9 protein-coding genes are annotated in these 12,659 nt (G+C 59.8%); 4 read left to right on the top strand and 5 right to left on the bottom strand.

All coding sequences use genetic code 11. The features are described from left to right. Positions 1-2: 2 nt before the first annotated feature. The 3 genes from ACR0MO_RS12840 to ACR0MO_RS12830 all read left to right on the top strand — a co-directional run bounded on the left by ACR0MO_RS12840 (position 3) and on the right by ACR0MO_RS12830 (position 2,952). Positions 3-1,220, top strand: a complete 1,218-nt coding sequence (locus ACR0MO_RS12840) for a TCR/Tet family MFS transporter (protein ID WP_480891600.1) — start codon at positions 3-5, stop codon at positions 1,218-1,220. A gap of 105 nt (positions 1,221-1,325) precedes the next feature. Beyond that, positions 1,326-2,558: a mandelate racemase/muconate lactonizing enzyme family protein gene (locus tag ACR0MO_RS12835; protein WP_480891598.1), complete on the top strand. Its 1,233-nt coding sequence runs from the start codon at positions 1,326-1,328 to the stop codon at positions 2,556-2,558. Positions 2,559-2,664: 106 nt separating this feature from the next. After that, complete coding sequence (locus ACR0MO_RS12830; RefSeq protein ID WP_170623909.1) at positions 2,665-2,952, top strand: metalloregulator ArsR/SmtB family transcription factor; 288 nt, start codon at positions 2,665-2,667, stop codon at positions 2,950-2,952. A 3-nt stretch (positions 2,953-2,955) separates the two neighbouring features. Here ACR0MO_RS12830 and ACR0MO_RS12825 read toward each other — a convergent pair whose 3' ends face one another. After that, complete coding sequence (locus tag ACR0MO_RS12825; RefSeq protein WP_170454594.1) at positions 2,956-5,952, bottom strand: ABC transporter transmembrane domain-containing protein; 2,997 nt, start codon at positions 5,950-5,952, stop codon at positions 2,956-2,958. A 244-nt stretch (positions 5,953-6,196) separates the two neighbouring features. On the opposite strand from ACR0MO_RS12825, the gene ACR0MO_RS12820 reads away from it, so the two are divergent. Next, the gene (locus ACR0MO_RS12820) at positions 6,197-6,556 is read left to right on the top strand and encodes a DUF3307 domain-containing protein (protein ID WP_170454596.1); all 360 of its coding nucleotides are present in this window, start codon (positions 6,197-6,199) and stop codon (positions 6,554-6,556) included. Between the two features lie 110 nt (positions 6,557-6,666). On the opposite strand, the gene ACR0MO_RS12815 is transcribed toward ACR0MO_RS12820, so the two are convergent. From ACR0MO_RS12815 to ACR0MO_RS12800, 4 genes are read right to left on the bottom strand one after another with little or no spacing between them, the layout of a single operon-like run. After that, positions 6,667-7,971: an FAD-dependent oxidoreductase gene (locus tag ACR0MO_RS12815; protein WP_170454482.1), complete on the bottom strand. Its 1,305-nt coding sequence runs from the start codon at positions 7,969-7,971 to the stop codon at positions 6,667-6,669. Next, positions 7,968-8,642, bottom strand: a complete 675-nt coding sequence (locus ACR0MO_RS12810; protein WP_170454484.1) for a TetR/AcrR family transcriptional regulator — start codon at positions 8,640-8,642, stop codon at positions 7,968-7,970. The genes ACR0MO_RS12815 and ACR0MO_RS12810 overlap by 4 nt, the downstream gene beginning before the upstream one ends. Continuing rightward, positions 8,643-10,193 (bottom strand): trimethylamine methyltransferase family protein, encoded by a 1,551-nt coding sequence (locus tag ACR0MO_RS12805; protein ID WP_170454486.1) that lies wholly within the window; start codon positions 10,191-10,193, stop codon positions 8,643-8,645. A gap of 2 nt (positions 10,194-10,195) precedes the next feature. Further along, complete coding sequence (locus ACR0MO_RS12800) at positions 10,196-12,598, bottom strand: GcvT family protein (RefSeq protein ID WP_480891596.1); 2,403 nt, start codon at positions 12,596-12,598, stop codon at positions 10,196-10,198. Between the last annotated feature and the right edge of the window lie 61 nt (positions 12,599-12,659).

The raw sequence follows: 12,659 nt of genomic DNA, 5'->3' as shown, positions 1-12,659 counted from the left end.
TGATGCGCCTGCCTTTTGTCTTTGTTCTTTCCATCGTCATGATCGACGCAATGGGCATAGGGTTGGTCATGCCGATCATGCCCCAACTGATTGTCGAGGTTCAGGGCGGTACGCTGGCCAATGCGGCGGTGTGGGGTGGCATCCTCAGCACCGCCTTTGCCGCGATGCAGTTCGTGTTCGGGCCGATTCTGGGTAATTTGTCCGATGCTTACGGACGCCGATCCGTTCTGCTGGTATCCCTGTTTGTCATGGCGTTGGACTATGTGGTCATGGCGCTGGCGGGCAGTATATGGCTGCTTCTGGCGGGCCGTATCGTCGGCGGGATCACGGCGGCCACGCATTCAACGGCGGCCGCCTTCATGGCCGACGTCTCGAAACCGCAGGACAAGGCGGCGAATTTCGGGCTGTTGGGCGCGGCTTTTGGCGTCGGTTTTGTGCTGGGCCCTGTCGTGGGCGGGTTGCTGAGCGAATACGGCACCCGCGCGCCTTTTTGGGCGGCTGCGGCCCTGTCTGCACTGACCTTTGCCATTGGCTTGTTCGTGATGCCGGAAACGGTAACGGACAAGACCCGCCGGGCCTTCAGTCTGAGGCGCGCGAACCCGATCAATTCGTTGAAGGCTATTGCCGCCCTGCCCGGCATTCGCCCCTTGCTGTGGGTCTATTTCCTCTACTCGGTGTCGATCTATGTCTATCCGGCCATCTGGGCCTATTTCACGACCGAGCGGTTCGGATGGTCCCCGCAGATGATCGGCGTGTCATTGGGCGTGTACGGCCTTGCTATGGCAGCCGTTCAGGGCGGGTTGATCCGCCCTGCCACCCGCTATCTGGGTGAACGGGTGACAATCATATACGGGATGGTTTTCGAAATCGTCAGCTTTGGCATTCTGGGTTTTCTGACCAACGGCCTGATCGCCCTGATGCTGATCCCGATCACCGCCATCGGGGCCGTCATTACTCCTGCACTGCAGGCAATGATGTCGCGCGCCACGCCGGATTCGCAACAGGGGGAATTGCAGGGTGTCCTGACTTCGCTGCATGCCTTGTCGATGGTCATCTCACCCCTGCTGATGACCAGCATCTTCGCGCAGTTCATCAGACCCGACACACTTATATACCTGCCTGGCGCACCGTTCCTTCTGGCGCTGGTTCTGATGCTGGCAGGTTGTGTGCTGTTTTTGCGCGCCCGCCCGGTCCAGGGCGCAACAGCGACATCAAACTGACGATTTCCGCCTTGCGGCCTGCATCTTCCCGCGCCACCGTGGCTGAAACAGTTCGGTGCAGCGCACGCGTCGACACGTCAAACCCACAGGGCCGGAGGGCACGGGATGAAACTGCAGGACCTCGATATCATTGTCACAGCGCCACCCGCACCGGGATGGGGCGGGCGCTATTGGATACTGGTCAAAGTGTCCACCGACACAGGCATTACCGGTTGGGGCGAATGCTATGCCTCATCCATCGGCCCCGAGGCCATGCGCCACGTGATCCGCGATGTGTTCGAACGGCACATGCTGGGCGAAAACCCCGAGAATATCGAGTTGATGTTCCGCCGCGCCTATTCCAGCGGTTTCACCCAGCGCCCGGACCTGACCGTCATGGGCGCGTTCTCGGGGCTCGAGATCGCCTGCTGGGACATTCTGGGCAAGGATCGGGACCGGCCTGTCTATGCCTTGCTGGGCGGGCTGATGAACGAACGCATCCGCTCGTACACCTACCTCTACCCCCTGCCGCAGCATAACCTGAATGATTTCTGGACCGCTCCGGATCAGGCCGGGGAATGCGCCGCTGAAATGGTTCGGCGCGGCTATACCGCGGTCAAGTTCGACCCGGCTGGCCCTTATACGATCCGGGGTGGGCATATGCCCGCTATGTCCGACATCTCAATGTCCGTGGCGTTCTGCAAAGCGATCCGTGAAGCGGTTGGTGACAAAGCCGACCTGTTGTTCGGCACCCATGGTCAGTTCAACACGGCGGGCGCAATTCGGTTGGGTCAGGCGTTGGAGCAATATTCGCCGCTGTGGTTCGAAGAACCCACCCCGCCGGACAATATCGAGGATATGGCCCGCGTCGCCCTCAACGTGCGCATCCCGGTCGCAACCGGCGAGCGCATGACCACCAAGGCCGAATTCGGTGCAGTTTTGCGCGCCGGTGCCGCCGAGATTCTGCAACCCGCCCTGGGCCGCGCTGGCGGGATATGGGAGATGAAGAAGGTCGCCGCCATGGCCGAGGTCTTCAACGCGCAGATGGCCCCGCATCTTTATGCCGGTCCGGTGGAGTGGGCCGCGAATACGCATCTGGCCGCATCAATTCCGAATCTTCTGTTGCTGGAAACCATCGAAACACCGTTCCATGATCAGTTGATCAATGGCGCAATCCGGGTCGAGGACGGCTTTGTCACGCCACCAAGCGCGCCCGGTCTGGGGATCGAAGTCAACGAAGATCTGGCCCGCGCGCACCCGTACACCGGGGACGGGTTGCACCTGCAAATGCAGGAAGACCCCTGCGATTATGCCAACGGCAACGCCTTTCAGGGCGGAGCCCCCGCCACCGAGGGGTGACAAGCCCGTATGGGTTGGGGCATATTGCGCCAACCCCAATCGGACAAGTGGCCTACCCGTGACCCTGAATGAACTAACCGACGAAACCCCTGATACGTCGGCAAATATGAAAGAAAACGCGGCAAGCGCCGCGGCCTATCTCAAGACACTGGCCCATGAAGGGCGTCTAATGATCCTGTGCCATTTGGGCGACGGGGAAAAATCGGTTGGGCAGTTGGAAGACCTGCTGCAAATCCGGCAGGCGGCCGTCAGCCAGATGCTGGCGCGGCTGCGCGAGGAAAATCTGGTGTCCACCCGCCGCGATGGCAAGACCATCTATTATTCGCTGGCAGATGGGAACACACGGCAGGTGATCGGGTTGCTGTACGAACTCTTCTGCAAGCCCGACGGTTAGCGGTCAGTTCGATACGTAACCGGCAATCACCTGCATCAGCTTGAAGGCGGTCGCAGCGTCGTTTTCGACCACAGCCAGGAATTCCTCCTCACCAATGCGCAGGCAGGACATCTTGGTCTCGGCCACCATGCTCAGCGCGCGGGGTTCCTTGCGGATCAGGCCCAACTCGCCCACCAGCTCACCCGGTCCCACCTTGGTAATCAGTTGATCGGGGCCGTCCGGTTGCGGAAGGAACAGGCCCGCCTCACCTTCCAGAACCACATAGGCCCCATCGGTCGGCTGATCGTCCTTCAGGAACACGACCTGCCCCGGGATCGCCTCGAACCAACGCGCACCAAAGGCCAGCAGACGCAATTGTCTGCGATCCAGGCCGGAAAACAGAGGTGTTTGTTCCAGGGCGCGCAGCTTGCGCGCAAGGTCAGCCGAGGCGGCGCTGTCTTCTTCCACGTCCGCAGGTCCTTCGTCCGTGACCACACGACCTTGCCGGATTTCGACATACATGTCGAATACGTCCGGATTCTCGAACTGATCGTTCAAATAGACGACCGTGGTGTCCGGCATCAGTTCGCGCAGGTTTTTGTAGACCGCTACCTGCGTCTGCATGTCATAGCTGGCCAGCGCGTTTTCCAGAATCAGGATGTCGGGTTTCTTGATCGTCGCGCGGGTGAAGGCCAGCGGCTCGGCAAACACGGCGGGCAGGTTCTGACCGCCCAGCGCAACCGGAACGTCATAGATCAACTCGACAACCAAAAGCCGCGCGCCGTTTTCGGCCAGCACATCGACGATCAGCTTGCGGGCCTCATCGGATCGCGCGCCACCGATCTGGCTGACTTTGCCGAACAGCGCGTTCTCCATCACCGTCAGACCGGGGGCGAACTGATCCGGGTCCAGTGAAACGAATACATCTTGCAACCGCGCTAAAAGCTTGTCGGAATGGCTGTGCCGCAGTTCGAGAATGCGGTTCTTCAGCTCATCCGTGAAGGCCGGGCCGATTTGTTCCGCGGAAATCACCAATGGCACGGCCAGCAGGTTGGCCAATTGCTCGTCGTCCAGACCCGAGGCACCCTCTTTCCGTGTCCGCTCAACCAGTTCGACAGCAGTCTCGTAGGTTGCGGCCTCAAGCCCCAGTTTGCGGAACAGCGGGTGATCGGTGCCATCAAGACCAAAGATCTGCCGCAACATATCGATCACGTCGCGCGTCAAGGCGATCAGCGTCTCATCCAGACCCAACTCTCGCAACTGGCCCAGGAAGACGGTCTGTTTGGCCAGCAAATCCTGCGTCACCGGAACGCGTGGGGTGGCGAACAACAGGTTTTCGGCCACCGGCAACGCGGGGTTATAGCTTTGGCGATCAAAGATCAGCGCCTGCTGCGTCAGGCCCGCTTTTTGAACAGCCTCCTGAACCTTTGGGCGAAGATCGATCAATTTGCGCGCAAGCTCCGGATGGGTGTCCGGATCAAAGACCTGCTCGGCCCCGCGTTGGAACAAGGCGGCACCCGATCCCATTCCATCGATCAGCTTCAACCACCAGTCCCGCAACTCGCTGGCGTCCTGCAAACCGGCAAGGGACGGGTCCAGCCATTCGGTCTGGAACGGATCGTCGCTGTTGCCCGCCCGCAAGGTTTCGGCAAAATCCGGATCATCCGTCTGATCGGACAAGGGCTTGAACCGCATCGGCATCATGACATTGTCACCCAGCGTGCCCTGAAACATGACTGGCCGGGACGAGGCATAGCCGATCCGCGCCGCCACCACACCCTGATGAAGCTCGGACAGATTATGTTCACCGATTGCCACCTTGCCCGCGCTGGGCAGAATCTCGCGCGTCAGCAATTCGCTTACGGCGCGCCGATCTTCTTCGCTTGGGGCCGCGATGCCGATGATCTTGCCGCCCGGGAACGTCAGGTTCAGATCGTCCAGCACCTGATTGCCGTCCATATCGCGGACCGAGACGTGATCCAGAACGATGTCGCCGTTCAGATGCGGGCGTGCCTGTGGCTCACCCTCGAATAGTCTCTCGTCCTGCATTCCCGAAGGCGCGAAGCGTTCGATCACAACGTCCCAGCGCAGCGACATATCCTGCGTCTGGTTGTAATAGGTCAGCAGTTCCTTCCATGGCGAGCTCAGGTCCTTATACGCCGCCAAAGCCGCCACAAGTGCCCCCAGCGAGACCGAACCCTGCAGCACCAGCAAGCCGCCAACCAGATAGAACATGAACGGCGTCAGTTGCGAGATGAAGTTGTTTATGAACTTCATAAAGAACTTCTTCTGATAGATCTCGAACCGGATCCCGAACAACCGCCCCAACTGATCCGAGATCATAGCGCGACGATAGCGCCAGCCACCATTGGCGCGCAGGGTCGAGGCACCGGCGGCATTCTCGCCGATCTGGGCGGCCAGCACGCGCACCTCTTGTATGCGTTTTTTGTTCAACAGGTTGATCTGGCGCTGCAATTTCGGAATCAACCAGGCCTGCAAGGGGATCAGGGCCACCGCCGCCAGACCGAACCAGACGCTTTGCAGGAACAGGAAGGACAGGATAGTAATCATCTGTCCCGCCTGCAAAACCGGCTGGCTGATCGCATCCCCCATCAGCCCGCCCATCGGCTCGCTTTCGGCGGTGATCATCGACACCATCTCACCCTGACTGACCCGCTCGAAATAGGGCTGCGGGAAACGCAGGGCACGGCTGATCAACTGATAACGAAAGCGCCGCAGCATCCGTTCGCTCAGCACCCCTTTCATGGTGTTGATGCGCATCTTCATCAGGCCATGGGCCAGAACCGCCGCAAGAAAGGCAAAACACAGGATGATCAGGAAATTGGTCTGCGGCAGGCTGTATCCCCAGACATCCACAACATCGCTGCTGGCACCGATCGCATCGTTGATGATGCGTTTGGGCAACTCCAACGTCAGGTACAGCAAGGGAAACAGCGTCGAGGTCACGGCCAGCAGGATCAGCTGGTCGCGTTTGGAATACTTCCAGATAAAACGAAAGATCGTGCGCTCTATGGAACCTGCCCCTGCTTGTACTCAAAACTCATGATTGGCGATATGCCGAAAAACTGAACAGTATAAATCTACACAATCCCAGCAAAATTTCGCAAACACGTTTTCGAGCCTCAGATTTCTTTGCCAAATGTGAACTAGTTCATTTACCAATTGACGCATTCACGCCTAGTATCCGCTGAAGGACGATTTCGGGAGGGAACTTTTGACTGCCAGTTTTGGCGCAGTGTTTGTCATGCTCTGCTTGTTGCAGATCAAACATATGTTCGCTGACTATTACTTACAAACACCGAAAATGTTGTCCGGTCGGGGTGAATATCTTCACATGGGCCGTGCGCAGCATGCCGCTGTGCATGTTGTTGGCTCGATCATTGTCTTTCTGATTTTTGGCACGCCGTTGGCCTTTATCCTGATCATCGGCGCGCTTGAGTGGTTTATTCACTTCAATATCGACTACGCCAAAGCCAGCTATTCCGACAAAAAACGGCTAGAGCCCAACCAGCCCGCATTCTGGCGCGCGGCAGGTCTGGACCAGTTGATGCACAATCTGACCTACATCGCCATGGCCTGGGCCTGGGTTACTTTCGCACACTGACCGGGACCGCGTCGTGTTTCCGTCGCGCGGCAATGACCAGCATATTGACCAAGGTGTGACCCGCTAGAATTTGGGCCTCCAGTCATTCAGAACGTTTGGTCGCCTTTCGACTACCCCAAAACCGAAAAACTGCTTTCCTCGTTGATCGGGCGTTTGCGCGAATAAAAGCCGACATCGATCATGCGTTTGATGTAGGGCAGTTCAAACTGAAGCGGTTCGGCGTCGTGATCCGCTCCGCCCTCGCAATAATCGATCAGGGCGGTCATCATCTTCCCGGCGATCGGAGCGTTCTTGTACTGGTTCCCGCTGGTGCCGCAGGCCATGTAGAATCCCGGAAGGCTGGACTTGTCATAGATCGGAATCCAATCCGTCGAGGCGTCATACAGGTCAACCACCCCACGGGTCTTGGACGGAATGCCAAGGCTGGGCACACGCTGAGCGTAGCGCATGGCCTGCGTGGTCCACTGGTCGGTAAAATCGCGGTTGTAGTGGATGTCATCCTCGCACCACTGATGCGGGTCGCATTCCGGGTCTTCTGATCCGACAAGGATGTGATTGCCATGCTCGGGGCGGCAATAACACGCGATGTCGCTGTCCGAGACGATGGTGCCGTCGTTTTCGAAATCAAACCCCTCGGGGGCGGGCACATGCACCACCTCTTGCCGTAGGGGGCGGGTTTCGATGGTCATATCGTCCAGCACATTCGCCAGTTTGTTGATGATGGCCGATCCCGGCCCCGCCACGTTCACCACCACTTTGGCGTGGATTTCCTCGCCCGAGGCCAGCTTGACCCCGGCCACACGACCGCCGTCGGTCAGGATCTCGACCACCTCGGCCCCGGTGCGAACCTCGGCCCCGTGTTGTTTGGCCGCGTCCATCAGGTTCTGTGCCGACAGCGCCGGGTCGGTCACGTACCCCGCTTGTGGCCAGTAAACACCGCCCTGCATCTTGCGGCCATTGGGTTGGCCGAACTCCGGATCATCCATGCGGCGCGCGGGCGCGAAACTATCCAGCGAATAGACCGGCAAGCGTTCAACAACCTTGTCGGGCGACCATTCCTCGAACGGGCAATCCAGATCGGCGCTGTTCTTCATGTGCTTTTCCAGCATGCCATTGGCATCGGTTTTCATCACCAGACAGCCCGTTTCACGGAACTGCGCCAGATTGGCATCTGACGGCAGGCCCAGATATTCGGCCCAATCGCGCCAGTAGTGATAACCCTCCCACGCAAAGGCCGTGCCATCGAAGGTCGAATAATGCATCCGAATGATTGCACAAGACCCTGCGGTTGAGCCGTGCCCGACCTGCGCATTGCGATCCAGCGACAGCGCCTTCCATCCAGCCTTGGCCATCTCAAACGCGATGGCGGCACCGATCACTCCGGTCCCTATGATGATTGCATCCGGTTGGCTCATTCTGTGTCTCCTTCCCAATAGCGCTTGGAATAGGCGCTGAATTCTTCCACTTCTTCTGGGCGCGGCTCGACACCCGTGAATACGTACAGGTAATGCGAAACCATCGACAGCCGCGTCTCCATCGGCTCGTTCAGCTGCGCCAGATCGTATCCGATCTGCATGTAATACAGCACGCGGGCGCGGGTCTCGGATTCGATCTCGGAATAGCCAAAACGCGCGAACATGGCGTGAAGCGCCTGCAATCGTCGGGCATCCGATTGATCCAATGCGCGGCGCACCTTGCCGGATTTGCGCGCCCAGTCGCGCACCGCAAAGTCCAGCGCCGTATCGAACAGGTCGGTGTTCACCACACATCGATGCACGTTACAGACCGCTGCCGTGATCGTCCTGGCCGGTGCCTCTGCCTGCGCGACCAACGCAGCCGTATTGGTGGCCTGCCAGCGCGACAGCAGCGCGTCCAGAAGCTCCTGCCGGGATTTGAAATACCAATAGAAGGACGAGCGCGAGACTGCCATGCGCTCGGCCAGGTTCAGGACCTTGATCTGGTCCACACCGTCCGAGATCAGCACGTCCATGGCCACATTCAGCCAGTCGTCGCGCGTGACCTTGATGTTGCCGACCAAGGGTTCAGCCAGTGGATCATCCCGATGCAGAATTGGTTTGGTGTTCATTCAACTCTCCGGCGGTGCGCCGCCCTCGGCGGTCCGGCGCGCGATGAAATCATGTAAGGCACCCAGCCGGTCGCTGTCGCCAGCAGGGGCCTTGAAATCGTTCAGGATTGCCTTCCAGACACCGGTCGCGCGATGGTTGGCATCAACGCCCCCCCGCTCGGTCCAGGTGCCAAAATTGGCGTAGTCGTGAACGTGGGGCTGGTAGAATTCGGTGTTGTAGCGCTCCATCGTTTGACTTGAGGCGAAGAAGTGGCCGCTGGGCTCGACCTCGGCCAGTGCTGTGTCAAAGCCGATCTCGGCAGTCCCGGCCTGCGCCCCGGCACAAAGCTCCGCGACCATGTTCAGGACCTCGGCATCGCAGATCATCTTTTCAAAGGACACCGTCAACCCGCCCTCAAGCCACCCGGCAGAGTGGATGATCACCGTCGCACCAGCCATCAGACAACCCCAAAGGCCGAACTGGTTTTCATTGGCGGCCTGCACATCGTTGATATTCGATGCCGACCCTGCCGCCGACCGCCATGGCAGACCCAGATGCCGCGCTAGTTGCCCTGCCGCAAGCGAGGCTTGGAAGTGCGAAGGCGTGCCAAAGGCGGGCGCACCCGATTTCATGTCCACATTGCTGGTGAAGGTGCCGTAACAAACCGGCGCTCCGGGACCCGCCAGTTGGGTCAGGGTCAGCGCCGCCAGTGCCTCGGCATGGGACAGCGTGATTGCGCCTGCCACGGTGATCGGGGCCATCGCGCCCATCAGGGTGAACGGGGTGATGATCGACATCTGCCCATGCCGCGCAAAGTCGATCAGGCCTTGCGCCATTGGAATGTCCAGCGTGCGTGGACTGTTGGTGTTGATAATCGTGTAGCAGTGCGGGTTGGCCCGGAACTCCGCATCCGTCAGACCGCGCGCGGTAGAGAGCATTTCAAAGCAATCCATCACCTGCGGCGTCCCGCGCGAGAAGAAGAAGGGGAACTTGTCCGTCAACTCCATCTGCGCCTTGGTCGTGAAGTAATGGCGTAAATGGGTCGGCATGTCCTGCGGCTCGACCTGGGGCGAGATCATCTGGAACACGTCGAAATGATGGGTGAGTTTCAGGAACTCCAGATAGTCTTGCCCGGTCGCGGGGCGTCGCCCGCGTTCCAGATCGGTGGCGTTGGGTGCGCCAGCACCGGGCTGAAACACCAGCGAACCCAGTTCCAAAGTAAAATCCCTGCGCCGTGCCCCGGCGCGGCACGCGATCGATTTGGGGGCCGAGGCCACAGCTGCCTCGACCATATCGCGCCCGATGAAGACCATTTCGCTGTCTTCATCCACCTTTGCGCCACCTGCCGCAAACAGGCGTCGCGCCTCGGGCAAAAGGACTTTGACGCCCAGCTCTTCCAACGTGCGCAAGGCCGTTTCGTGCATGTCGGCGATCTGATCGGCGGGGAACACCTCCATTTGCGGGAACGGGTTCCGCAATTGGCGGTAATTTACGTCGCGACTGGGTGCGGGCGCGGCCTCGGCCCCACGTCCGCGCCGTCGCCTGCCACGCTCAGGGGTTTGCGAGATCATCCTCAGCCCCTCATCGCCTTGCCCTGGGGATCATACGGCGATGGGGCGATCACCCGCGCGGGTCGTTCGACCCCCACCACATGCACGGTCAGTTCCGTACCCGGCGCGGCCTTGTCGCGGTTGACCAAGGCCATTGCCAGCGACTTGCCAGTGTAATGGCCATAGCCGCCCGAGGTGACGAAACCAACGCGGTCCTCGCCCGACCAGATGGGTTCATAGCCGCTGGCATCGGCATCCAAAGCGTCCACCTCCAGCGTCACCTGCACCTGCGCCGGGCCGTTGCCATCGCGCTCGGCCAAGGCAGCGTCTTTGCCGACAAAGTTCTTATCCCAGTCGATCCAGCGATCCATACCGGTCATGCCGGGGGTATAGGCCTGGGTGAACTCGGCGGACCAAATGCCAAAGCTTTTCTCAAGCCGAGTCGACAGCATTGCGTTGAAACCGCACTCGCGAATACCGTCCTCGGCCCCGGCCTCCAGCAACATGCGCCTCAGTTTGATGTGATCGCCATAGCGGCAGTTGATCTCGTACCCCTTCTCGCCCGTCACCGACATGCGGGCCACGCGGGCGCGGACCAAACCGATGTCGAAATCTCCACACCCCATGAATTTCAGGCCCGAGATATCCTGTTCCGCCAGTTTCTCGACCACTGCCTGCGATTTCGGGCCAACCACGGCGAACCCGCAGTATTCTTCGCCCAGATCGCGGACCTCAACCCCGTCGATCATGTGATCGTCGAACCAGCGCATGTGCCAGGCGCGCAGATAGTAGCTGCCCATGATCCACCAGGTGCCATCACCCCAGTTCAAGACGGTCAGATCACCTTTGAGGCGTCCGTTCTCGCCCAGCATCGGGGCCAGCTTGGCCCGACCCGGCGCGGGCAGTTTCGAGGCCATGAGTTTGTCCAGCCAGATCTCTGCATTCGGCCCAGTGACCTCGAACCGGGAAAAGCCCGAGATATCCATCAGGCCCACACCCTCACGGATCACCTTGCATTCCTCGGCCACGATGTCATGCGCGTTCGAGCGTTTCAGCGTCGGCGTCTCTTCGAACCCTTTCGGCGCAAAATACAGCGGCACCTCAAGGTCCCAACTGACGCCCCATTTGCAGCCCGCCTCGGTCATCGCATCATGGGCCGGGGCCATTTTCAGCGGACGGCCTGCGGGAAGCTGTTCGTTCGGGTAGGTCATCACGAAACGACGCGAATAGAATTGGCCGGTCGTTTCGCGGATGTAGCGCTTGTTCTGAGCGAAATCGCCGTAACGTGCCACGTCCATCGGCCATGCGTCGGCTTCGGGCTCACCATGGATCATCCACTCGGCCAACGTTTTGCCAACGCCGCCACCCTGAAGGAACCCGGCCATCACCGCGCAGGCCGACCAATAGCCCCGCTTGCCCGGCACCGGCCCGACCAGAGGGTTGCCATCGGGCGAGAAGGTAAACGCGCCGTTCACCCATGTCTTGATGCCCACATTCTGGATCGAGGGATAGCGTTCAAAGCCCAGCGTCAGTTCGTTCTCGATGCGGTCGAGCTGTTCTTGAAACAGTTCTTCGCCATAGGTCCACGGCGCGCCGTCCATGGCCCAGTGTTCGTGATCGACCTCATAGATACCGACCAAAACACCCTTCTGGTCCTGCCGCATATAGGTGAAGCCTTCGAGGTCCACAGTCATAGGCATCTCGAAATCTGCCTCGGCCACCTCGGGCACAGTGTCGGTGATCAGATAGTGGTGTTTCAACGGCGAGACCGGTAGTTCCACTCCGGCCATCCGACCCACCTGCTTGGCCCAGAGACCCGCCGCGTTGACGACGTGTTCACAGGTGATCGTGCCTTTGTCGGTCACGACTTCCCACCCATCGGCGGTTTGCGTCAGGCTTTCGACCTTGGTTTCCTCGAAATACTCAGCACCGCGCTTTTTTGCTGCAGTCGCGTAGGCCTGAACCGTCCCGGTCGTGTCGATATACCCTTCGCGGTCCGCCCACATCGCGCCAAGAACGCCATCGGTGGACATGATCGGGCAGCGTTTCTGTGCCTCTTGCGGGGTCAGCAACTCGCAATCGTCAATGCCGATGGATTGGAAGATTCGGTAATTGGCCTGCAACCATTCCCACCGTTCGGGCGTGCCAGCCAGCGTCAGGCCGCCGGTCATGTGCAACCCGATATTCTGGCCCGATTCCTTTTCGATCTCGCTGAGCAAATCGATGGTATAGGCCTGTAGCGAGGCCATATTCGGATCCGCGTTCAGCGCATGGATGCCACCCGCCGCGTGCCAGGACGAGCCCGAGGCGAGCCGCCGCCGTTCCAGCATCACAACATCCGACCAGCCGAACTTGGCCAGATGATACAGAACCGAGGCGCCAACAACGCCGCCCCCGATGACCACGACACGGTATTGGGATTTCATCCCGACCTCCCCTAATCAGAACCTGGGAAGACGCTAGTGGCACTGTTCACTTCTGTCTAGA

Source organism: Ruegeria sp. K5, from assembly GCF_056531805.1.
Note: the sequence above shows the minus strand (reverse complement) of the source record. Positions and strands in the feature narration are given on the sequence as shown.